Origin of the sequence: Streptomyces sp. MspMP-M5 (genome assembly GCF_000373585.1) — a bacterium.
In the GTDB taxonomy this organism is placed as follows: Bacteria; Actinomycetota; Actinomycetes; order Streptomycetales; family Streptomycetaceae; genus Streptomyces.
Genome location: NZ_KB891899.1, coordinates 23,644 through 47,257, shown reverse-complemented (window position 1 = coordinate 47,257; position 23,614 = coordinate 23,644). Strand labels below are relative to the sequence as shown.

The window sequence follows — 23,614 nt, the reverse complement described above, 5'->3', positions numbered from 1 at the left end:
GACAGGCCCCTAGCGTGGCTCGCGTACGCAACCGATCGGCCCCCACCCGAGGAGTCCTTATGAAGCAGCAGCCCGCCCCGAGCGCCCCCAGCATCAGCCCGTACCTGTTCTACAAGGATCCGGCCAAGGGGTTCGCCTTCCTGCTGGAGGCGTTCGGACTGGAGAAGCGGATGGTGAACGAGGTCGACGGGCAGGTGGTCAACGCACAGGCGGGGATCGGCTCGCACACCGTGATCATCGGACAGGCACGGGCCGAGATGAAGCTCCAGCCCGCTTCGGAGCTGCCCGCCGTGCACGCCGGGGTGATGATGACCGTCGAGGACGTGGACGCGCACTACCGGCACGCCAAGGACGCCGGTGCGGTGATCGAGTACGAGCCGCAGGACATGCCCTACGGACTGCGCGAGTACGGAGCGCGGGACCTGGAGGGCAACCTCTGGTTCTTCGCCTCGCACCTCACCAGTTGAGCCCCGTCGCCAGCTCGGTGGCGTCCGCGTCCGGCCGGGCCGCCGCACGCGCGGCGAGCTCGGCGTAGGAGCCGGCCAGTACCGCGGCCGGGGCGTCGGCGAGGTGCGCCCGGTCGTGGTACAGCAGGGCGTCATAGCCTCCCCGTACGGGGACCAGCGTGAGGTCGCAGGCGAAGCGGGTCCCAAGGCCCTCCGGGACCAGCAGGTCGAAGCTCAGGCCCCGCGCGGGCAGCAACCGGGGCGCCTCGGCCACCAGCTGGAAGACCATGTCGTCCGGACGCCGCCCCGGCTCCCGCGTCAGCTCCGGCAGCGACAGCAGTTGGCTGGGCACCTCCGCGTGTCCGAAAGCGCCCCGGACGGTGGTGTGGGTGATCCGTACGAGGTCGGCGAAGCTGCCGCGTGCGGGCTGCCGGCTGCGCAGCAGGACCATGCCGGCGAGGAAGCCCACCACGTCCCGCGTCTCGGGGCGGGAGCGGTTGGCGAAGAGCGTGGCCGTGGTGAGGTCACGCCGTCCGGTGAGGGTGTGCAGCAGCAGGAAGTAGACAGCCAGCAGCGCACTGAACTCAGTGACGCCGCAGCGCCGAGCCACGGCCCGCAGCCCCTCGGCCGCCGCGGGCCGTACCCGCGCGGTGACCAGCGCCGGTCCCCGCTCCGGGACTGCGGGGGCGGGCGGGAGGGGCGCGAGCTGCGCGCCACGTAACCTGCGCCGCCAGTAGTCGATGTGGCTACGGGAGTGTTCCCCGGCGAGGAAGGTGTCCTGCCAGGCGGTGAAGTCGGTGTACTGCCACGCCGGCGGAGGGGGGTCGGGGCGGTCGTCGTAGAGAGCGTGTAGATCACGCAGCAGCACCCCGGTCGACCAGGCGTCACTGACCAGATGATGGGCAGTCAGGCAGAGCACGTGCCGGTTGGGCGACAGCCGCCACAACCGCGCCCGCAAGGGGCTGGTGGTGGGGTCCAGCGGCCGGCCCACCTCCTCGGCGACCGCGGCCCGCAGCGCGGCGTCCGGGTCGGGGGCGGTGCCGAGGTCCTCCCGCTCCAGCGGCAGAGTCAGCGTCTCGTGCACCTGCTGCACGAGCGAACGGCCGCGCCCGGTGATGGTGGTGCGCAGCGCGGCATGCCGCTCCACCAGGCGCCCGACGGCATCGGTGAGCGCTTCGAGGTCGAGCGGGCCGGCAAGTTCGCAGACTGCCGGGCAGTTGAGGGCGCCGTAGTCCGGACGGTGCCTCCCGATCATCCACAGCAGCCGCTGCCCTACCGAGGCCGGGTGTGTCTGGACAGCCATGGGCAGCACGTTAGCCGGGCACCGGGGGTGCGGCGGCCGGTGCAGGCGGGTACGCATGACCGGCGCAGCGAGCGCGGCCAAGACGCATAACAGATCCGCCCTTTCGTGGTTGCCGGACCCGGTGGGCGGGCGCAGGATCGCCTGCATGGTGTTGCGAGAGCTGCTTCCCCGCTTCGACCCGCTGGCCCCCGACGTGCTGGACGACCCGTATCCCGCGTACGCGCGGCTGCGCGCCACCGCACCCCTGTGCCGGATGGGGCCGGGGAGTTACGGGGTCACCCGGCACAAGGACGTCGCGACGCTGCTGAAGGACCGCAGACTGGGCAGCGAGTTCCCCGAGGCATACCACCGTGCCTCCGCCGGCGACGGCGCGGCGGGCGCGTTCTTCCGCCGGATCGTGCTGTACCGCGACCCGCCGGACCACACCCGGCTCCGGCGGTTGCTGGGGCAGGCGTTCAGCCCTCGGCTGGTGCGCTCACTGGAGGCGCGGATCGGCGGACTGGTCGACCGGTTGTTGGAACCCGCGCGGGACACCGGGCGGTTCGACGCGGTGACCGATCTCGCATTCCCTCTGCCGGTGATGGTGGTGTGCGAACTCATGGGGCTCTCCGCGGCGGACCGCGATCTGATCCGGCCACGCGCGGTGGACCTGGGCAAGGCGTTCGCCGCGGTGGTCCCCGAGGAGGACCGGTCGGCCGCCGATGCCGCGGTGACCTGGCTGCGGGAGTACCTCGACGAGGTGTTGGCCGAGCGTGCCCGGCGGCCGGGCGAGGATCTGCTCTCCCGGATGCTGGCGGCGGAGGAGGCCGGTGCCACACTCAGCCACGCGGAGATCGTGGACAACGCGGTCTTCTCCTTCTTCGCCGGGTTCGAGACCACGATGAACCTCCTGGCCACCGGCTGCGCCGCGCTGTTGGAGCACCCCGGCGAGCTGGCCAGGCTGCGCGCCGACCGGAGTCAGCTGCCCTCCGCGGTGGAGGAGTTCCTGCGGTATGACGCGCCGATCCAGGGCACCGCGCGGTTGGTACGCGAACCGGTGACGGTCGGGGACCGCACGCTGCGGCCCGGCCGGGTGCTGGTACTCCTGCTCGGCTCCGCCAACCGGGACGGCGAGGTCTTCCGCGACCCGGACCGGCTGGACATCGGGCGTGACCCCAACCCGCAGGTGAGCTTCGGAGGCGGGATGCACCACTGTCTGGGTGCGGTGCTGGCGCGGTTGGAGGGGCGTGTGGTGTTCGGAAGGTTGCTGGACACCTTTGCGGCCCTGGAGCCCGACGGCCCCGCGCTGCGCCGTACGGACTCCAGCTTCCGGGCGTACGGAACGGTCCCGGTCGCGGTGCGCCCAGTCTGAACGCGGCGCCCGGGGGCCGGCCGGATTCCGTCCCCTGGGCGCCGCGTTCAGCCGTCGAGCGCGTACAGCCGGTGGAAGCGGTCCTCCACCGGCAGCGTCCGCACCTTCGTGAAGCCAGCGCGCAGCGCTTGTCCGCGCAGAGTTCCGCGGCGAAGCACGGTACCGGTGGCCGTCTCCGGATCGTCCGTGTCACAGAGCGCCGCCGGCAGACAGTGCAGCACGCTGGTGGCGTACTGGAACCGCTCCACCTCTCCGGCGTCCGGAGAGAAGACGTCAGCCACCTTCGCGTCCAGTACCAGCACCTGTCCGCCGTCCGCACGCAGCGCCCGGCAGGCGCGCAACACCTTCTCCGGCTTGCCGATCTCGTGCAGCGAGTCGAACAGGCACACAAGGTCGTAGCGCCCTTCGGGCAGCCCGCCCGCCGCGTCCCCGGCGACGAAGCGCGTACGGTCGGCGACGCCCACGGCCTCGGCGTGGCGGCGGGCCATCGCGATCGACTCGGCATCCAGGTCGATGCCGTCGACCTCGGCGTCGGGATAGGCACCGGCCAGGGCCAGTGCGGCCCAGCCGACCCCGCAGGCGACGTCGGCGATCCGCGCACCGGGGCGGCAGAGCCGCTCATGCGTTCCCGGTACGGCGCTCTTGAGCCAGCCGGGCAAGTCGTTCCGGAACAGCGAGCGGTTGGCACCGGAGTGGCCCTCCCGCCAGTCGGCGCCGTATCGCTCGTCGGGCACACCGCGCCCGGAGCGGTAGGCCTCCAGCAACTCGGGCAGAGCGCGCGCCACTCCACCGAGTGGCAGGGCGGTCAGCGCGGCCATTGACAGCGGGTCGTCGGAGACGGTGAGCACCCGGGCGTGCGCGGCGGGCAGCACGTAGCGCCGCGCGGTGGCGGGCCGGCTCCGGTCCTCCACGGTGACCAGGTGCGCGACCGCCTGCTGTTCCAGCCACTCGCGGGCGTACCGGGGGGAGATGCCGACGCGCTCCGCGAGCTCCGTGGTGGTGGCCGGTCCCGCGGCCAGCGCCTCGTACAGCCCGAGGCGGATCCCGAGGTAGCTGGTGAGCAGTTCCTGGGTGGCCAGCATGGCCATGAACATCCGGCTGCTCAGCGCGAGCGCCTCGTTCTCGGGGGCAGCTCCGCTGGTCATCCGGCGGCTCCCGCGCCCTTCTCCCCGGCGGCCTCAGCGGCGCCCGGAGTCCCAGCGGCACCGGTGTCCGAGCCGAGCCGGCCGCGCTCCCGCAGGATGCCGACAACGTGGTCCTGCACGGCGCCGACGGTGAGGATGGCGCGCGCGGTCTCCTCGTCGATCGGCGGCAGGTCGAACTCGTCCTCAAGGGCGAAGGCGAACTCCAGGAGGGCCAGCGAGTGGTAGCCGAGGTCTTCCACCAGCCTGGCGTCCGGGGGCGGCGGGCAGGCAAACCCTTCGGAATCGGGCGCCATCTCCTGCACCAGCTGCTCTACGGTCGCGCGGACCTCGGCCTCGGTGGGCGCTGCCTCGGTGGAAGCGGCGGGCTGAGTCATCGGGTTCCTCCTCGTACGGGATGAAGGGCAGGGGAAGTCGGCGGGGCGGGCGGCGCGAGGGGCTCCCCCGGCAGCCGGCCCTCGCAATAGTCGTGCCATAGCGGGCGGCGCCGTGGCTTCCCGCTGGTGGTGCGGGACAGCACGCCGACGGGGACGGACAGCACCACCCGGTCCGCGTCCGGGAGTTCGCGGCGCAGCAGTGTGTGGGCGGTGTCCACCCAACCGGGGTGCTGGCGGTCCAGGAGCACCACGGCGGTGGCCCGGCCTCGGTGCACGCCGAGCAGCGCGGCGGTTCGCCGATGGGGGACGCCCGCGGCGGCAAGCTGCTCCTCCAGTGCCTCGGCGAAGACCATGCGGCCGCGGACCTTGAGCCCGTCCCCGAGGCGGCCGAGGATGTGGAGTTCGCCGCCGTGCAGGAAACCGGCGTCGCCGGTCCGCAGCGCCTCCGGCCCCTGGTGCGCCACGGAGCCGCCACGTACGGCGATTTCACCGACGATGTCCTCGGGCAGCTCTGCGCCGTCCTCGCCGAGCACGCTGACCCGCACACCGGACACCGGTGGTCCGCAGGAGACCACGGCCGGGGCGTCGCCCGGGGGTTCGGCGCGCGTGGTCCAGCTGTGCCCGGGACGCACACCGGTGACCGCGAGGGTGGCCTCGGCCAGTCCGTAGGCGGGCAGCAGGGTTCCACGCCGCAGGCCGTGCGGGGCAAGGAGTGCCGTCACGCGGTCGAGCAGCGCGGGGCTGACGCGTTCGGCCCCGACGATCAGGGCGCGCAGCCAGGACAGGTCGAGGCCGGCCAGGTGCTGCGGGGTCAGCCGTCTCAGCAGATGGGCGAGGCCGAACGCGGGGGTGCTGGAGACCGTGGCACCACCCTCGTCGAAACAGCGCAGGTAACGCAGCGGGTCGCGAAGGAACTGCTCGGGGCTCATCAGGAAGATGTCGTGGCCGTACGCGACGGGTGTCAGAAGGCAGCCGGTCAGCCCCATGTCGTGGTGGAGCGGCAGCCATGACGCGGTCACATCGCTCTCGCCGAGACCGAGCCAGTCGCCGATCGCCGCGATGTTGGCGCACAGCGCCTCGTACGGGATGCGGACCGGGCGTGGAGGACCGCTGGAGCCGGAGGTGAACTGGAGGAGTCCGGCCGGGCGGGCCGGCTCCAGCGGGACAGGGCCTGGGGTGGCGGTGAGCTCCGAGGTGGTCAGGGCTGGGTGATCCGGCGATAGGAGGGGGCTCAGCGACGCGTCGGCCAGCGTGAGGACCGCCCCGGATGCGATGAGGAGTTGGCGCAGCCGCCGCGCGTACAAAGCCTCCGGGTGACCGAGCGGCGGTGGCGCGAGGGGAGCGGGAACGGCCCCGGCGAGCAGGCACCCGAGCAGTCCTGCCACGAAGTCGGGCCCGGTGCGGTGCAGCAGGGCCACGGTCCGGCCCGGTGCGCCCCCGCGGTCGCGCAGCGCCCCGGCAACCGCGTGCGCCCGCGCGGAGAGAGCGGCGTAGCTGTGGAACTCCCAGCCATCGCGTCCGCGGGCGAAGTGGATGCCACGCTCCGGGTCCAGGTCTGCGAGCCGGTCGAGTATCACCGCGGCCGGGCCTCGACAATGGGGTACATCAAGGTGGGCACCACGCGCTCAAGGCGGAGGCCGGCCTCGTCGAACAGCGCGGCGAGATGGTCCTCGGAACGCGCCGAACCGCCTCCCAGGGCGAGCATGAGCAGGTCGTACACCTTGCCCGGCTCGCGGGCGTTGCCCGGCGTCTCCATCGGCTCGATCAGCAGCATCCTGCTGTCCTCGCGCATCGCGGCCCGTACGGTGCGCAGGACAGCCCGCACCTTGTCGTCCGGCCAGCTGTAGAGAATCCGCTTCATGAGGTACGCGTCGTACCCGGCGGGCACCGCCTCGAAGAAGCTCCCGCCGCGTATCTCGCAGCGCTCGGTGACGCCCGCCTTGTCGAGGATTCGCGGAGCCCCCTCGACGACGTGCGGAAGGTCGAAGAGGCAGCCCTTCAACGAGCGGTAGCGCGAGAGCAGCCCGGCGAGGAACGCGCCGTTACCACCGCCTATGTCCGCGATACTGCCGAGCTCCGACCAGTCGTACGCGGCGAACGAAGCGCGCAGCTCCAGCCGGGTGGCGCCCTGCTGGGTGGCGTCGAAGCGGGCGCTCTCGTCGGGGTGGCGGCTCATCCACTCCCAGTAGCCCTCGCCGTGCACATGGTCGAAGGACGCCTCGTTGGTTCGAACGCTGTGATCGAAGCGGGCGAAGGCTTCCACGTCGCAGGAGAGCAGGGTGAGTCCGTCGCGCAGCGAGAACGGGTGATCGCCTCGGAGTAGTTGGGCGCGGCGGGTCAGCTCGAAGTTCTCCGGATCCGTCTCGCGGAAGATGCCGCGTGCGGCCAGCACGCGCAGCGCCCGCAGCAGGGCGCGCGGATGGGCGCCGGTGAGTTCGGCGAGTTCGGTGACCTTCCGGGGGCCGTCGCGCAGATGGTCGGCGATCCGGAGGTCGCTGACCACGCGCAACGTGGCGGGAACGATGAAGTCCCCCAGGTCGGACACGTAGTGGACGTCGTCGAGCAGGCTGGTTTCCATGGCTGTCACCGCAGCTTCCTCTCCCCGTCTCGCGCAGCCGCGCGCTGCCGCGAAGGCCGAAGCTAGTGAGTGCCGTCCAAGCCGTACAAGGCGGATCTTCATGCCCTTCCGGCCTCAGTTATGCGTCTTGTTCACGACGCCCGCCGCGTGGCGGCGGGCGTGGTTGCATGAGGGGACGGCGCCGGCCGGAAACCGAGGCCAGCGCGCTCCCGTAGATCTCGGAAAGGTGAGGAAATGCCCTCTGTGCAGCACGTGTTCACGCTCTCCGACACGTTTGTGCAACTGGACGGCAAGCACGCGGCGAGGCTGTGGGACGCCGACGCCGCGCAGCGCGGGGAGCACGGCGCCAACGGCGAGGACGACATCCTGATCGGGGTGCTGGCCATGGACGGCACCTGGCCCGTGTGGGAGCGGCACTGCGCTGGTGACGAGATCGTCACCCTGGTCTCCGGACGGCTCGACTTCGTCGTCGAATTCGCGGACGGGGAGAAGACGGTGTCCTTGCGCACCGGGGAGAGCTGCGTGGTGCCCCAGGGCGCCTGGCACCGGGCCGTGGTGCACGAGCCGTCCCGGGCGCTGCACATCACCCCCATGGGACGCACCGAGCACCGCCGGTGGGAGGGTGCCGACGGGGAGGGGCAGGAGTGAGTACGCCGGCCACCCGGCGCACCGGCCGACGGCCGCGGCTGGACCTGGAGTCGTACGCCAGGCTCGGCGAACTCGCCGACTATGTGGTGCCGTTCGCGCTGCGCCTGGCCTGTGACCTGCGCCTGGCCGATCTGCTGCGGGAGGGCCCGCTACCGGTGGCGGAACTGGCCGAGCGGACCGGCACGCATACCCGCTCGCTGTGCCGGATGCTGCGCGCGCTGGCCTGCCGCGGGGTCTTCGCCGAGCACGAGCAGGGCGTCTTCGGGCTGACGCCGCTGTCGGAGGTGATGCGCAGTGACCATCCGCTCTCCTTCGCCGACTCCTGCCCTCTGCTGCCCTTCGACGTCCGCGCCTGGAGTGCTCTGGACCATGCGGTACGCACCGGGGAGTCAGCCTTCGCGAAGGTCAACGGCGAGGAGTACCACGACTACCTGGCCCGTCGGCCGGCGGACAGCGCACGAGCCGACGGCGCCATGCGCGGCGTCAACACCCTGCATCTGCGCAGCGTCCTCCCCCACTGCGACTGGGCGGGTGTACGCACCCTGGTCGACGTGGGAGGCGGTGAGGGGGCCTTTCTCTCCGCCGTGCTGGCACGCTTCCCGGAGATGCGCGGGATCCTGCTCGACCAGCCGCATGTGCTGGAGGGCGCTCCCGATGTGTTGCGGGAGGCGGGGGTGGCGGACCGCTGCGAGACGGTGCCCGGGGACTTCTTCGTGGATATTCCGGCCGGCGCGGACTGCTATCTCCTCAAGACCGTGCTGCCCGGCTGGGACGACCAGCGCGCCTCCACGCTGCTACGACGGGTCCGCGCAGCGATGCGTCCGGACAGCACGCTGGTACTGCTGGAGGCGGTGCTGCTGCCGGGCAACGAGTTCGACCTGGGCAAACTGATCGATCTGCACACGCTGGTGCTGACCGGCGGCCGTCACCGCACCGTGGAGGAACTGGACCGGCTGCTGCGCGGTGCCGGGCTGCGGTTGCAGCGGCGGCGTCCGACCAGCACGCTCACGGTGCTGGAGGCCCGCCCGGCGGATGGCTGAGGGCGGTGGGCCGCTAGGCGCCGGCTCAGGGCAGGGTGTGTCGAGCGAGTGCGCCGCTCAGCAGCTCCAACAGCCGGTCCCGCTCCGGATTCAGGTAGAAGTGTCCGCCGGGAAAGACGGCGACCTCGCAGCCGCCGCGGGTGTACCGGGACCAGGCGGCCGCCTGCTCCCGGCTCACTTCGGTGTCGCGCTCCCCCACACACACGGTCACCGGGCAGCTCAGCGGCGGACCGGGAACGTGCCGGTACGTCTCGGCCAGCCGGTAGTCGCTGCGCAGCGCCGGGAGCACCAGGGAGCGCAGCTCCGGCTGTGCGCTCACCTCATCGCTGGTGCCGCCCAACCGCCGTAGCTCGGCCCAGAGTTCCTCGTCGTCCCCCAGGTGCACGGTGGTGGGCGGCCGGGTGCCGGGCGCGGCCCGCCCGGAGAGCACCAACTGGGCGGGCGCGGGCGTGCCGGGCCGGTCCAGCCGCCGGGCCACCTCGTACGCCAGCAGCGCACCGAGGCTGTGGCCGAAGAGCACCAGCGGCCGACCGGAGAGCAACCGCAGTTCCTCGCACAGCAGATCGGCCATCTTCCCGGCCTCCTCGATGCAGGGCTCCCGCAGCCGGTCCATCCGGCCGGGGTACTGCACCGCGACCAGTTCCACGTCCCAGGGCAGCGCGTCGGCCCAGAGCCGGTAGAAGGACGCGCTGCCTCCCGCGTGTGGCAGGCAGACCAGCCTGACCCGCGGGTGCGGTACGGGGCGGAAGCGGCGCAGCCACAGGCTGTCGGCGAGTCCCATCAGCGAGCGCCCGCTTCCGGAGCGCCGGCCGCCTTCTCCAGCAGGGCGATCTCGTCGGGGCCCAGAGGGCGCGGCCGTTCGGCGCGGATCAGCTCCGGCGGACCGAGCCGTTCGGTGACCTCCTGCCAGAGTCGGCACAGCGCAAGGGCGTACTGGCCGGCGCGCCGGGGATCCTCCCCGGCGCGCACCGCCGCGCGCAACTCGTCCAGCGCGGTACGCACCCCGGCCGGCCACACCGAGTGGAAGATCTCGTGATAGCCGGGTGTGCCGGCGGGCCCGATGATCCGGCCACTGCCCACCGTCAGGTGCGGGTCGGGCTCCTTGCCCACCGCGAAGTGCGGCGCGGCGGACGGGTCCCGGACGTCGTGCGGAAAGTCCGGGCGTGGGCTCCACACAACCGGCCCGTGGGTGGCCACCAGGGTCAGGCTGCCAGCTTCGGTGCCGAGGGTGACACGGTGCAGCAGATGCGCGTAATTGTCCGGGTCGCTGGGGTCCATCTGGTTCTGGATCCGTACCGTCGCCGGGACACCGCCGAGCACCGCGTCCACGCTGCGGAACGGTACCTCCAGCGCGGTCATGCGCCGGACCACGGACGGCAGTTGCGGGTGTTCGGACAGGGCCCAGGAGCGCAACCCGCCCAGCGACCGGCCGACGATGTCGAACAGCGCGTAGGCGACCTGGAAGCCGCAGGCGGCGTCCACGTACAGTACGGGCCGCAATCGCAGCAGTTCCCGTGCGGCGGCCAGGAAGCGGCGCACCGGGGCGAGGTGCGGGTAGAAGGAGTTGAGCCGGTACTGCACGCCGCTGCGATGGGCGTGCCGCAGACAGTCGGCGAGTTCGTCATGGTGCAGGGGATGCTCCTGGAGCACGTGGATCCCTCGGTCCATGAACTCCTTCGCGAGCTGCGCCCCGGGGCCCCCGAGCAGCCCGGAACCGACCACCACGCACGCCGCCTCCACCTCGCCCGGCACGTCCTGGACCCGGGTGTAGAGCGGGACCCCGTAGTGCTCGGCGCAGGCCCGGGACCGGCCGCTGCCGCTCCCGACGACCCCGGCCAGTTCGTACGGGCCGGTGGCGCCACGGAACGCCTCCAGGTAGACCTGCCCGAACTTGGTGCCACAGACCACGACCTTCATCGTCACACCCGGCCTTCCTCGACCTGTTCCGCCGCTACCGGCGGTGCGGTGGCGGTGCTCTCCTCGTCGGCGGACTCCCGTACGGAGATGCCCGGTAGCGCGGCCAGCACTGCGGTGACCGTGTCCGGGTCCAGGACCTCGGCGGCGCGGTGGGGCCCAGTCGGTACCCGCCCGGCCAGGACCTCGACGGCCGCCACCGCGGCCAGGGCTCCGGTCAGCTCGCTCGCGCCAGGAGCCCGCAGGACCAACTCCCGGGAACCCGCGGGTCCTTCACAGCGGAGCAGGAGCAGTTGGTAGGCATCGCGCCCGAAGAGATCGATCTCGGCTGCGGCACTCACCGCGTCCGCGGCGGCGTCCAGCTCACCAGGCCCGGCACCCGGCTGGAGCCTGGCGAGTGCGGCCAGCACCTGTGGGCCGTCGAAGACGCTGTACCAGTCCACAGCCGCCAGTCGTGCCGTGCGGGCCAGCCGCTCGGTCTCACCGCTGAGAAACGGCCGGGCGACCACCCGTCGCGGGAAGTACGGCAGCCGGACATCGCTCAGCGGTTCCAGGGCTCGCTCCACGCGCCGTCCGTCGCGCCAGCCGGCGAGCGGGGCGCCCTCCGCCGAGGCACTCAGACCGGCCACGTAGTCGAGGGCTGCGGAGCGGGTGAAGTGGTCCAGCCCGCCGACGTATCCGGTGAGCCGGGTCCCGGGTGCCGGGGAGGGGCCGAGCAGCTGGCGCGGGAGCAGCCCGGTGAGTCCCGGGGAGAGCCCCGCACCGAAGACCGCGCACCGCCCGGCCATCGCACCGCTGCCGTCCGCGGCGTCCACGAGGTGCACCCCCGCTGCCGCTGCCGCCCGGACAACTGTCTGCTGCAACCGGGTCGCCGGCCCCGCACAGTTGAGGAGCAGCGTGCAACCCTCGGCGAACTCGGCGAGGCTCCGCGGATCGGTGGCGTCCACCGCGCGGCCCTCGGCTCCCTGTCCCGCTACCGCAGCGGCGCGCCGGGCGCGGTCGGCGGTCCTGGCACCGACGCGCAGTCGCAACGGAGCCCGGACAGCGAGGTCCTGGAGCACCGTGGTGGCGGCGGCCCCGACGGCGCCGCCGGCGCCGAGCACCGCTACCAGCGGAGGCCCGGCGGTCATGCGGGCCCCTCTCCCGGGGCCGGCTCCTCGACGACGCGGACGTCGCCGAGGCACAGCGGGCGCCAGGTGTCGGCCGCGACCGCCGGCGTGCCCGGCGGATACAGGAAGGTCAAGTCGCCGGGGTAGAGCGGCGGACGGTACCCCTCGGCGGCCTTCAGCAGCGCGTCCCGGTCGGGGGCCTGGCCGGGCACGGCGCCGTCCGGCGGGCAGGAGCCCAGCACGGTGAGGGTGCCGACCTCTCCGCCCGCCTCGGTGAGCTGGCTCCCGACTGCGACGGCCAGCAGTCCACCCACTCCGTGACCGCGCAGATCCGCTTCCCACACACCCTCGTCCAGCAGCCGTTGTACACACGCGTCGGCGGCCCACTCCAACAGACCGTCCGGCTCCGCGGTGGGCAGCCCGGCCGGGACCAGTGCGAGGACCGGCCGTCCAACGCCCGCGGCGACCTCCGCATGGACCTCTTCCGGGCCCCCGGCTCCGTCGTGCAGCAGCACCAGCGGCATTCCGTCGCACTCCTCGTTCCACCAGTGCGCCTCCCATCGTGGCGCGCTGTCCTCCTGCGCGCCGGACGCGCCGGTGAACCGGTCCGCGAGCCCGGCGACCGTGGGGTGGTCGAGGACCTCGCGCAGCAGCTCGTCGAAGTACCGGCCCTCGATCTGCGGTATCCGTTCCAGGAGCCGTCCGGCGAGCTTCGCTGCGAGCAGCGAATCACCGCCCAGCGTGAAGAAGTTCTGGTCCCGGCCCACGGTGTCGCGGGCCAGCACCTCGCTCCAGACGGCGGCGATCGCCATCTCCAGCTCGCCCTCCGGGGGAGCTCCGCCAGCGGTCCCGGCGTCCTCCTGCGGGAGGACGGCACGCGCGATCAGCCGGTTGCGGTCGACCTTGCCGTTGGCGGTCAGCGGCAGATGGTCGCTGATCTCGACCGTGGCGGGAAGCATGTAGCGGGGCAGCAGGCCGGCCGCGTCGTCCAGCAGCCGCCGAGGATCGATCGGGGCCCGGTCGGTCTTGAAGCGTGCGGTGAACACGTGCATGCCGAGTTCCCCGAGGAAGACATCGCCCTCCTCGGGCAGCACCTGGATGTCGCTACCGCCGGCCTCGGTGAGCTTCCGCCGCCACTGTCCGGGAGTCAGGAACACCTGGTCGTGTCCGGCGCGCAGGTCGGTGAAGTCCGCGCCGTCCGGTCCGGTGCGGATCATCAGCTCCAGCGAGGTCATCATCTGGTAGTGGTCGCGACCCATCTCCAGCAGCGTCAACAGGCCGCCGGGCGCGAGAAGTTCGCGGAGGGAGTCAAGGACCCGGCCGATGTCCCGGGTGGCGTGCAGCACGTCCCCGGCGACGACCAGGTCGAAGGAGTTGGGATCGAGTCCCTGGGGACGGAAGTCGGCGTCCAGGTCGTAGACGCGGCAGCGCAGCCGCGGGTTGCCGGGGAACCGCTCCCGCACGGCGTCCAGGAAGAACGGCGAGAGATCGGTGCAGAGATAGTCGTAGTCCGCACCGGCACTCTCCAGCGCCTCCAGCACGGCAGCGGTGGTGCCGCCCCCGCCGGCGCCGACCTCCAGCACCCGCACCGGCCCGCGCGCGACGGCGGCGGCTTCACCCACCAGCCGTGCGGCCACGGTGTGGGCCCAGCGGTTGAACAGTGCCTTCTCGTACAGCTGCGCGGACACATCGAGCCGGCCCTCGGGGAAGAGCAACCGCACCGGGTCGCCCTCGGCACCGAGGAGTTCGGGCAGTCTGTCGGCGCAGGCGCGGAAGTAGTCCAGCAGCGCCGGGTCCTCGCCCAGCGCCTCGGCCTCCTGTGCGAGCAGCCGCCAATCGCCGTCCACCCGGGAGAGACCGGTACCGTGCCGGTCCGTGACCGGACGGCGATGACGGCCGGTGTCCGGGTCCCGCTCCAGCAGTCCCTCCCGGACGAGGGCGTCCAGCCAGCGCCGGAGCAGCCGCCGCCGTTCGGTGGGGGCACCGGTACGGGTGTACACCTCGTCCAGGGAGTGAGCGGCGCCAGGGGTAGTGAACAATCCGCGGCCACACAGGGTGCCGAGCATGGCGGACAGGGCGGCCCGGTCCAGCCGCTCGGTGTAACGCAGATACCGCTCGCGGTCCACCTGGGTCAGCAGCGCGTCCCCGACGCGGAGTGCGGCCCGCACGGCGTTACCGGTCTGTGCGGGGTCCTCATGGGCGGGTACCCGCGCCGGCTCGACGAAGGCGGCCAGCCGCCGCTCCAGGGGGTGTTCCCCGACGGCGACCACGGCCGCGGTGCCCACTCCGTCGGCGGCCTGGAGAGCGGACTCGACCTCGGCGAGTTCGATGCGATGACCGCGGATCTTGACCTGCGCGTCCTCCCGGCCGAGGAACTCGATGTCGCCGCCGGGCAGATGGCGTCCCAGGTCCCCGGTGCGGTAAAGCCGTTCCCCGGTGCGGGGATGCCGGACGAAGCGCTCGGCGGTCCGCTCGGCGTCGCCGAGGTAGCCCTCGGCGAGCCCGGTTCCGCCGATGTACAGCTCCCCGGTCGCCCAGTCCGGACAGTCGCGCATCCGCTGGTCGAGCACGTAGAACCGCTGGTTGGACAGCGGACGGCCGTAGGGAATGCTTGTCCAGTGCGCGGGCACCTCACCCACCGGATGACAGATCGACCAGATCGACGCCTCGGTGGCACCGCCGAGCGAGACGACCTCGATCCCGGGTACCGCGCCGCGGATCGCGTCCGGGAGGGGCACCGGGATCCAGTCGCCGGAGAGCAGCGCGAGCCGCAGCCGCCCGGCGCCGCCCGCGGTGGGGGTGGCGAGGTAGTCGTGGAGCATCTGCATCTGCGCGGGCACGGAGTTCCAGACGGTGACGCCGTGCTCCTCGGCGAGGGCCGCCCAGTGCGAGGGGTCACCGCGCCGGTCGGCATCGGGCAGAACCAGCGCTCCGCCGACCGCCAGCGGACCGAAGATGTCCCAGACCGACAGATCGAAGCCGAGCGCCGCGAGGCCCAGCACCCGGTCCTCCTGACCCACGCAGAAGCGGCGGTTGATCTCCGCGACGGTGTTGACCGCGCCCCGGTGGCTGATCATGACGCCCTTCGGGGAGCCGGTCGATCCGGAGGTGTAGATGGTGTACGCCAGGTCGTCCGGGCCGCCGCACGGGGCGGGCTCCGGGACCTCCGGTCCAGCGGGTGGGTCCACCGTGAGCGGCTCGACGCCCTCCGGCCACTCCGCCCCGGTCAGGTGATGGTCCTGGGTCAGCACGAGGCGGATTCCCGCGCCGCGGAGCATGGCGTCGCGGCGGGCGGCGGGCTGATGGGTGTCGACGGGGAGATAGGCGGCGCCGGTCAGCAGCACGGCGAGCACGCCGACCACCTGTTCCCAGCCCTTGTCCATCACCACGGCGACGTGGCTGCCGGGCCTGGCTCCGCGATGGGCGAGCCGGCGGGCGGTACGGGTGGCGGCGCCGAGGAGTTCACCGTAGGTGAGGGTGATATCGGTCGTAATGACAGCCGGACGCCCGGGGGTGCGCTGCGCCTGCCGCACCACCGGTTCGTGCAGCAGCATGCCGGCCTCGTCGGCCGCGGTGTCGTTGTACGCGGCGCGCCGCTCGCGCTGCGCGGCCGGGAGCGGCACAGGGTCGTCGTCCTCCCATACGGTGTCGTCGGTGGCGAGGCGGCGCAGCAGCGCCTCATAGGCGCGGAACATCTCCTCGGCCACACCGTCGGGCAACACCCCTTCGCGCACGTCCCAGTTGGTGGCGAGGCCACCGCCGCGTTCGGCGTTCTGGCAGTCGATCCACACCTGCGGGGTCTGGCTGATCCCCTCCCCCAGCTCGACATCCACGCCCGCGCGTCGAGGTGTCGCGTCACCGAGGCCTATGGCGCTGGTGAAGACGACCGGCATCAGCGCGGCGTCGGCGCCGTGCCGTCGGGAGATCTCCCGGATCACCTCCACACCGGTGCACAGCTGGTGATCGAGATCCTGCCAGAGCCGCTCCTGGAGCTGCCCGGCGCGGACGGCGAAGCTGCCCGCACCGCCGCGCACCTCCAGCAGGCTCACCGAGGTGAAGTCGCCCACCAGGCGTGGGAGGTCCGGGTGGGTGGCGGGACGATTGAGCAGCGTGAGGTTGAGGCAGAAGTCCGGACGCCTGCTCCACCGCGCCAGCACCTCGGCGTACGCGGCGAGCACGGCGCCGGAGAGGGTGAGCCCGTTGGCCGCGGCGCGGCGGCGCAGCCCGGCCCACTCCTCGATGCCGAGCACGGCCTGATGGCGGCGGAACCGCGGCCGGGCCGTCTCCTGCCGTGGGGCGAGCGGCAGTTCGGGGGCGGGAGGCAGCGTGTCGATGCGGTCGTACCAGTATCCGCGGTCCGTCTCGTATCGACTGCTGTCCCGCTGCACTCGCGCCGCGAGCAGATGGTCACGGAACTGGGTGCCATGCTCCGGGAGTTCCCGCGCGGGATCCTCATAGAGCGTGTGCAGCTCGTCGAGGAGTACGTGGAGGCTGACGAAGTCGCAGATCAAGAAGTCGATGGAGAGGTGCAGCACGGCCCGGTCGGGGAGCCTGGTGATGTGCAGGTCGAACAGCGGCCATTCCTCGGGCCGGTAGAGGCGGTGGTCCATCTCGGCGCGGACGTCACGCAGCGCCCGTTCGGCCTCCTGCGCGGGCGCGACGGACGCATCGGTCTCCGCGATCCGGAAGTCGGGCACCTCGCGCAGTACCTGCTGGGAGCCACCGGGGTCGAGCACGGCGCGCAGCATGTCGTGGCGTCGGATCAAGCGGTTCCAGGCGGCCTCCATCCGAGCGGTGTCCAGCTCGGCGTGGACGATCTCGCCGTAGCCGTGACAGCCCACGCCGCCGTACTCGTACGCCGCGCCCCGGCCCAGCAGATAGGCGGCCTGCACGTCGGTGAGCGGAAAGGGGGCGTACCGGTGGGCGGGATCCGGCCGCACCGCTGCCGGCTCCGGCGGCCGCTCCAGGGCCCGCAGCAGGGTCTCCTTATGGGTACGCAGCAGGGTGAGGCGTTCCTCGGTCATCACTCCCTGCGGGGCCCTGTAGCGCAGCCCGCCGTCCTTCGCCCACAGCTGTACGCCCAGCCGTTCGAACTCGGCAATGAGCACGTCCGGTTCGGTCGCTCGATCCACACTCACAGCACACCCTCCTCCATGTCCTGAGCCTCACCCATGGGCCTACCGGAGCGCGCGCAGTCCGGGCGTTCCGCGACGATTTGCGCCTGTTCGGCGACGGTGGAGGCGGTGAGCAGTTGCCGTAGGGACAGCCGGACCGCGAAGCGCTCCTCCAGCGCCGCAAGCAGCCGGGTGGCGAGCAGACTGTCGCCACCCACCGACAGGAAGCGTTCCGAACGCCCGACGCTCTCGCGCTCCAGCAGCGCGGCCCAGAGACCGGCGATCTCCTGCTCCAGCGGGCCGCTCGGCTGCTCGTCGCCGCCGGCCGGATCGGTGCGGCCGGCAACGCGAACCACCGCCGCGCGATCCACCTTCCCGTTGGCCGACAGCGGCAGCTCCGCGAGCGGCATCAGGCGGTCGGGGATCATGTGGGCGGGGATCCGGTCCGCGAGGTGGTCGCGCAGCTCCGTCTCCGCGGGCGGTTCGCCGGCGTGGGGGACGAAGGCCGCCAGTAACCGGCGGCCTCCGTCCGCCGCGGCCACCGCTACCCGCACCTGCGGGTGGCTGCCCAACGCGGCCTCGATCTCGCCGAGTTCGATCCGGTGGCCGCGGATCTTGACCTGCTGGTCCGCCCGGCCGATGAACTCCAGGGTGCCGTCCGGCCAGTAGCGGCCCAGGTCACCGGTGCGGTACCAGCGCCTGCCGTCATGGGTCACGAAGCGGTCCGCGGTACGCCGCGGGTCGCCGCGGTAGCCGGCCGCCACGCCCGCGCCGCCGATCCACAGTTCACCGGTCACCCACTCCGGGCAGTCCCGTCCGCTCTCGTCCACCACCCGGTACCTCTGATTGCGCAGCGGACGCCCGTACGGCAGTGCCGTCCACCCGGACGGCACCAGGCCGTCGTCCGGGGCCTCGTAGGCGTTGGACCAGATCGCGGCCTCTGTGGCGCCGCCCAGTGCGACCAGCCGGCAGCGTCCCCGCCCGGCGTCGGCGAGCCGGGCCGGGAGCTCGGCGGGGACCCAGTCCCCGGAGACCAGGGCGAGCCGCAGCGACCCGGGCAGCGGGCGGTGCCCGGCCGCGGTCAGAAGCATGTCGAGGAGCGCGGGGACGCTGTTCCACAGCGTGACGCCATGGCGTTCGACCAACCGGAACCAGGCGGCGGCGTCGCGCCGTTCGTCCTCGTCGGGAAGGACGAGGGCGCCCCCCGCCCCGAGCAGCCCGAAGATGTCGTACACGGAGAGGTCGAAGTCGAGCGCGGAGACGGCCAGCACCCGGTCGTCCGGGCCCACGCCGTACCGGGAGCCGATGTCCTCGACGGTGTTCACGGCGGCCCGGTGCGTGATCTCGACGCCCTTGGGCTCCCCGGTGGAACCGGAGGTGTAGATCACGTACGCGAGAGTGCCGTCGTCCGGTGTGCAGGGCTCGGCCCGGGGCGTCGCCGCCAGTGCCTCGGCCAGGGTGATGATCTCTTCCCCGGCCTGACCTGCCTCGTGCAGGCCGTCGGTGAGCAGCAGCCGCGCGCCGGCGCTCTCGCGCACCCGGGCGGCCCGCAACGGGGGCTGGTCGACCCCCACCGGAACATAGGTGCAGCCCGCCGCCAGCACCCCCAGCACGGCGGCGATCTGGTCCGGCCCCTTGGGCAGGGTGACGGCGACGGTGCTCCCCGGTGAGGCGCCGCGGGTGTGCAGTGCGGATGCCACCCGCAGTGCCCGGTCGGCGAGTTGGCCGTAGCACATGGTGCCGTCCTCACCCCAGCACAGGGCCGTACGGTCCGGCTCGGCGGCGGCCCGGGCGAAGAACGGGGCGTGCAGAGTGGCGCCGCTCAGCTCGGATCCGGTGGCGTTCACCGCATCGCGTCGCCGTCGCTGCGCCGCGGGGAGCAGTTCGGGTACAGGGGTGTCCCAGTCGGTGTCCTCGGCACTCAGCCAATCGAGCAACCGCAGTTGCGCGTCGCACAGCGCGTCCAGCACTCCTGGGCGGAACAGCTCCTCCGCCGCGTCCCAGTGGAGGAACAGTGCACCCTCGTGCTCGGAGACCTGGTGGTCCAGCAGTACCTGCGGGGTGCGGGACAGCCCATAGGTACGGCGACCGAACGGCATCCGGTGGTCGATCCGGGAGTCCGCCACCCCGAGCGTGCTGGTGAAGACCACCGGCACTGTGGCCTGCGCCTCGCCGCCGCGGCGCGCGACCTCTCGCAGCACCTCGACAGCGGAAATCTCGCGGTGCTCCAGCGCTGACCACAACCTGCGCTGATAGGTGCGCGCGGACTCCTCCCAGCTGCCGGCGCGGGTGTGGTCCACGAGCAGCAGGGAGGTGAAGTCGCCCAGCACCCGGTCGATGTCGGGGTGCACCTCCGCGCGATCGAAGAGCGTGAGCACCATGCTGAGCCTGCTCTGACCGCTCCAGGCCGACAGCGCCTCGGCGTACGCGCAGCCCAGGACCGCGGACGGGGTGAGCTGGTGCTCCCGGGCGCGGCGCACCAACCGTGCCCAGCGCTCTGCGGGCAGCCGATGCTCGCGTCGTACGAAGCGGACGCTCTGGACACAGGCGGGGTCGGTGCCCAGGGGCAGCTGCGGTGCCGGCGGCAGCTCGGGCACGCGGCTGTGCCAGTAGCGCCGTGCCTCCTCCAACCGCCGCGGGTCGGGGTGTACTCCCAGTACGTAGTCCCGGAAGGAGAGCCGTACCGGCGGGAGTTCGGCCTCCGAGTCGCGGTAGAGGGCGCCCAGCTCCTCGAAGACGGTCATGATGCTGAGGGCGTCGAAGACCAGATAGTCCAGGGTGAGGCCGATCCTGGTTCGGCCCTCGCCGTAGCTCACGGCGCGCAGGTCGAAGAGCGGCCAGCGGGAACTGTCGAGAACCAGGTGCGACATCTCCTCCCGCAGTGCCTTGAGTGCGGTCTCCTGATGCGCCGGTTCCGGTGTGGCGACGGAGATCCGGAACGGCGGTACGTCGGGCAGGATGCGCTGCCGGCCGTCCACGTCAAAGAGGGCGCGGAGCATCTCGTGGCGGGCGATGAGCCGGTTGAACGCCCGCTCCAGCCGGTCGAGGTCCACCGCGTCGCCGTCGAACTCCGTGTACCAGGTGGTGCCGGTGCCACCGAGCGCGAAGTCCCCGGTTCGGCCCAGCCAGTAGGCGAGCTGCACCTCGGTCGCGGGGAACGGCTCATAGCGGTGGTCCGGGTCCGGACTCACCTCCGTCGGACGCGCTGCGGTGTCGTCCGGACGTCCGTCGCCCAGCCGGGCGGCGAAGTCGGCGAGCACCGGCGCGTCGAAGAGCAGCCGCAGCCCCGCGCCCGGCATCCCCACACTGCGGAGTCCGGCCACCATCCGGGTGGCGAGCAGGCTGTCTCCGCCGAGCAGGAAGAAGTCGTCCTCGCGGTGCACCCGATCCACCCCGAGGAGAGCGCGCCAGACATCGGCGACCGCCTCCTCGACGGGGCCGCGGGGCAGTGTGCCCGGCTTCTGCCGGGGCGTGCCGGCCGCCGCGGCCTCCTGCACCGCACGCCGGTCGATCTTGCCGTTGGCGGAGAGCGGCAGCGCGTCCAGCACGGTCACGGTCGCCGGCACCATGGCCGGCGGCAGCAAGTCGGCGGCGTGGTCCCGGAGTTCCTGCGGGTCGAGCCCGGGGCCGGCGACGACGGCGGCCAGCCGGCGGTGGGTACCTTCCCCGGTGGTGGTGACCGCGGCGGCGCGCACCCGCGGGTGCGCGGCCAGGGCGCTCTCCACCTCCCCCGGTTCGATCCGATGGCCGCGGACCTTGAGCTGCTGATCGGTGCGGCCGAGGAACTCCACGGTGCCGTCCGGCCGGTAGCGGGCCAGGTCGCCGGTGCGGTACCAGCGTTCTCCCTGGTACTGGACGAAGCGTTCGGCGGTGCGTACCGGGTCGCCCCGGTACTCCAGCGCCACCGAGTCGCCGCCGATCCACAGCTCCCCCGGCACGTGGTCGGGCCGGTCCCGGCCCTGTTCGTCGGTGACCCGCATCCGTTGGTTGCGCAGCGGCACTCCGTACGGCACCGAGGACCAGTCGGGCGAGGGGTGGGTGGCCTCCTGGAGGGTGGAGTGGATGGCGGTCTCAGTGGTGCCGCCGAGGCCGAACAGCCGACCGTCCGGGCAGCACCGGGACATGCGGGGGCCCAGCTCGGGTGCCACCCGGTCGCCGCCGAGGAGAGCGACACGCAGCGGCAGGGTCCCGCCGTCCACCTCGGTGGCGGTGAGCAGCATGTCCATCAGCACAGGCACGGACTGCCAGACCGTGACCCGGTGCCGCCGTACCAGCCGCACCCATTCCTCGGCGTCGCGGGCGCTCTCCCGGCCGGGCAGGACGAGCGCACCGCCGGTGGAGAGCGGGGCGAAGAGATCGAAGACCGAGAGGTCGAAGTCGAGCGCGGACACTCCCAGGACCCGGTCGTCCTGGCCCAGCGCGAATCGCCCCGTCAGATCGTCGAGAGTGTTGACCGCGGCGCGGTGCGGGACGACAACTCCCTTGGGCTCTCCGGTGGAGCCGGAGGTGTGCAGCACATAAGCGGGCGACTCCGGCCAGGGGAGGACGGGGGCTTCCAGTGGCGCGGAGGCGCATGCCGACTCCAGGGTGAGCAATGCTGTGCCGTCGTCCAGGGCCGCCGCCACGCTCTCGGCGAGCACCAGGCGCACCCCCGCCGAGCGGTGGATCCGGGCGCGCCGCCGCTCCGGTTGCTCGGGTCCGACCGGCACATATACGCCGCCCGCGGCGAGCACCCCGAGCACGGCCTCGGCCTGCTCCGGCCCCTTGGGAACGCTGATCGCCACGGGCTCGCCGGGCCGGACACCTCGGTCCCGCAGGGCCGCCGCGATACGCAGCGAGCGGTCGGCTAGTTCGCCGTAGCCGAGCGCGCCGTCCTCGCCCCAGCACAGGGCCGTCGCCTCCGGGTGTTCGGCGGCGCGCGCGAAGAACCGTTCGTGGAGGGTACGGGGTTCGCTCGGGCCGTCCGTGGCGTTGGCCGCGGACCGCGTCCTCTCCTGCTCCTCGGGGAGCGGCACGCCGGTCAGCGCCCGCCAGTCGGCATCCGGCGCGAGCAGCCGCTCCAGGAGCCCGCGGTAGGCGTCGAACATGGCGTCCAGCACTCCCTCGGCGAGCAGCCCGTCCACCGCGTCCCAGTTGACGAAGATCCCGCCCTCCCGCTCGGTGACCTGGTGGTCGAGCCAGACCTGCGGGGTCTGCGAAATGGTCCAGACGGGCTGGCCGAACACCTCGCGGGTGGCGGGGCCGAAGAGTTCTCCGAGACTGAGTGCGCTGGTGAACACCGTCGGCGCCCCGGCCTGCCGGTCGGGATCCCGTCGGGCCAGGTCGCGCAGCACCTCCAGCCCGGAGTAGGAGGCATGTGCCGCGCAGCGGCGGAACTCCTCCTGCAGCCGTACCGCGTGCTCCGCGAAGGGTTTCTCGTCGCCTACGTCGACCGGCAGCAGCACCAGGCTGGTGAAGTCCCCGGCGATCCGGTCGACGTCCGCGTGGAGCGGCTCGCGGTCGTAGAGCGGGAGGTTGAGCAGGAAGCGCGGGCGGGCGCTCCAGGCACCGAGCACCTCCGCGTACGCGGCAGCGAAGACCATGGCGAGGGTCAGGCCGTGCTCGCGGGCGCGGTCGGCGAGCAGGTCCCACTGCTCTTGATCGAGCCGGAGGTGCCGGCGGGTGACGCGCGTCGCGGTGAGCTCTCCTGGGTCCGCGGCCAGCGGCAGCTCGGCGGGCCCGGGAAGCTCCGACAGCCGCTCCTGCCAGTAGGCGCGATCGCGCGCGTAGGTGTCGCGGTCCGCGCCGCGGGCCCGCCGCTGTGCGGCGAGGTACTGCCGGAAGGTGTACGCGGCCGGGGCGGGGACGTCTTCCGGGTCCTGGTAGCAGGCGGTGAGGTCGGCGAGCAGGACCCGGAAGCTCTGTGCGTCGGCGACGAGCATGTCGATGCTGACATGGGTACGGGTGACGCCGTCCGGCAGCAGGCTGAGCTGGATGTCGAAGACCTGTCCGGCGGCCACGTCCAATTTCCGGTGGGCGAGTTCCTCGCGAAGCTCGGCCAGCCGCCGCTCCCGCCCGTCGGTCCCGGTGCCGCGCAGATCGTGCACGGTGAGACCCGGCCAGTTGCCCTCGGTGATCTGCTGGGTCCCGTCGTCGGAGAACCGGGCGCGCAACATGGGGTGCCGGGCCATCAACATCCGTACCGCCCGCTCCAGACGGTCCGGGTCCACGCCGTGCCCGTCGAACTCGTTGTAGAAGTGCGCGCCGACGCCGCCCAGCGGACGCCCCTCACCACGGCCGATCCAGTACGCATGCTGCATGGGCGCGAGCGAGAAGGGGCCGGAGGCGTCGGGGTCCTCGTCCGGTGACTGCTGCTCGGTGGCGGGACCGGTCTCCTGGCGGGCGAGCCGCTCCCACCAGGCGTTGAGGGTCGGCCGCTCCACCAGATCGGCGAAGGCAAGCCGCACGCCCTCGTGCCGCAATCGCGCGGCGAGCCGCATCAGTCGTACGGAGTCGAGTCCACGGCGGACCAGGTCCTCGTCCGGGCGCAACGAGGCGGCCGGCTCCCCGAGGGCCTCGGCCACCGTGTTCCGCAACGCCTCGCGGTCCATTC

The 23,614-nt window shown here is 72.6% G+C and carries 14 protein-coding genes; 4 read left to right on the top strand and 10 right to left on the bottom strand.

All coding sequences use genetic code 11. From position 1 onward, the window contains the following. The first annotated feature begins 59 nt into the window (after positions 1-59). Entirely contained in the window at positions 60-467 is a 408-nt protein-coding gene (locus B073_RS0122180) for a VOC family protein (protein WP_018540275.1), read from the top strand. Here the strand turns inward: B073_RS0122180 and B073_RS40670 are convergent. Further along, complete coding sequence (locus B073_RS40670; RefSeq protein ID WP_018540274.1) at positions 457-1,749, bottom strand: condensation domain-containing protein; 1,293 nt, start codon at positions 1,747-1,749, stop codon at positions 457-459. The genes B073_RS0122180 and B073_RS40670 overlap by 11 nt on opposite strands. 145 nt (positions 1,750-1,894) lie before the next feature. On the opposite strand from B073_RS40670, the gene B073_RS48820 reads away from it, so the two are divergent. Then, a complete protein-coding gene (locus tag B073_RS48820; RefSeq protein ID WP_018540273.1) occupies positions 1,895-3,100 on the top strand; it encodes a cytochrome P450 in 1,206 nt (401 codons plus the stop codon). Positions 3,101-3,147: 47 nt separating this feature from the next. On the opposite strand, the gene B073_RS0122165 is transcribed toward B073_RS48820, so the two are convergent. Genes B073_RS0122165 through B073_RS0122150 form a run of 4 tightly spaced genes read right to left on the bottom strand, consistent with a single transcriptional unit; the run spans position 3,148 to position 7,197 of the window. Further along, positions 3,148-4,245: a class I SAM-dependent methyltransferase gene (locus B073_RS0122165; protein ID WP_018540272.1), complete on the bottom strand. Its 1,098-nt coding sequence runs from the start codon at positions 4,243-4,245 to the stop codon at positions 3,148-3,150. Beyond that, on the bottom strand, positions 4,242-4,619 hold the full coding sequence (locus B073_RS40665) for a hypothetical protein (protein WP_018540271.1): 378 nt from the start codon (positions 4,617-4,619) through the stop codon (positions 4,242-4,244). Before B073_RS40665 ends, B073_RS0122165 begins: the two co-directional genes overlap by 4 nt. Continuing rightward, a complete protein-coding gene (locus B073_RS40660; RefSeq protein ID WP_018540270.1) occupies positions 4,616-6,196 on the bottom strand; it encodes an AMP-binding protein in 1,581 nt (526 codons plus the stop codon). Before B073_RS40660 ends, B073_RS40665 begins: the two co-directional genes overlap by 4 nt. Next, on the bottom strand, positions 6,193-7,197 hold the full coding sequence (locus B073_RS0122150) for a methyltransferase (RefSeq protein WP_018540269.1): 1,005 nt from the start codon (positions 7,195-7,197) through the stop codon (positions 6,193-6,195). Before B073_RS0122150 ends, B073_RS40660 begins: the two co-directional genes overlap by 4 nt. A gap of 234 nt (positions 7,198-7,431) precedes the next feature. Here B073_RS0122150 and B073_RS42870 point away from each other — a divergent pair, with 234 nt between their 5' ends. Next, entirely contained in the window at positions 7,432-7,845 is a 414-nt protein-coding gene (locus B073_RS42870) for a cupin domain-containing protein (RefSeq protein WP_078508114.1), read from the top strand. Continuing rightward, positions 7,842-8,885 carry a methyltransferase gene (locus B073_RS0122140; RefSeq protein ID WP_018540267.1) on the top strand — a complete coding sequence of 348 codons (1,044 nt, stop codon included), beginning with the start codon at positions 7,842-7,844 and terminating at the stop codon, positions 8,883-8,885. Before B073_RS42870 ends, B073_RS0122140 begins: the two co-directional genes overlap by 4 nt. Positions 8,886-8,910: 25 nt before the next feature. Here B073_RS0122140 and B073_RS0122135 read toward each other — a convergent pair whose 3' ends face one another. From B073_RS0122135 to B073_RS40640, 5 genes are read right to left on the bottom strand one after another with little or no spacing between them, the layout of a single operon-like run. Further along, positions 8,911-9,666, bottom strand: coding sequence for a thioesterase II family protein (locus tag B073_RS0122135; RefSeq protein WP_018540266.1), 756 nt, complete (start codon positions 9,664-9,666; stop codon positions 8,911-8,913). Further along, complete coding sequence (locus tag B073_RS0122130; RefSeq protein WP_037812334.1) at positions 9,666-10,802, bottom strand: Gfo/Idh/MocA family oxidoreductase; 1,137 nt, start codon at positions 10,800-10,802, stop codon at positions 9,666-9,668. The genes B073_RS0122135 and B073_RS0122130 overlap by 1 nt, the downstream gene beginning before the upstream one ends. A gap of 2 nt (positions 10,803-10,804) precedes the next feature. Beyond that, entirely contained in the window at positions 10,805-11,929 is a 1,125-nt protein-coding gene (locus B073_RS40650) for a saccharopine dehydrogenase NADP-binding domain-containing protein (RefSeq protein WP_018540264.1), read from the bottom strand. Beyond that, positions 11,926-17,046 carry a non-ribosomal peptide synthetase gene (locus tag B073_RS40645; RefSeq protein ID WP_018540263.1) on the bottom strand — a complete coding sequence of 1,707 codons (5,121 nt, stop codon included), beginning with the start codon at positions 17,044-17,046 and terminating at the stop codon, positions 11,926-11,928. The genes B073_RS40650 and B073_RS40645 overlap by 4 nt, the downstream gene beginning before the upstream one ends. Continuing rightward, complete coding sequence (locus B073_RS40640; RefSeq protein WP_018540262.1) at positions 17,043-23,612, bottom strand: non-ribosomal peptide synthetase; 6,570 nt, start codon at positions 23,610-23,612, stop codon at positions 17,043-17,045. Before B073_RS40640 ends, B073_RS40645 begins: the two co-directional genes overlap by 4 nt. Between the last annotated feature and the right edge of the window lie 2 nt (positions 23,613-23,614).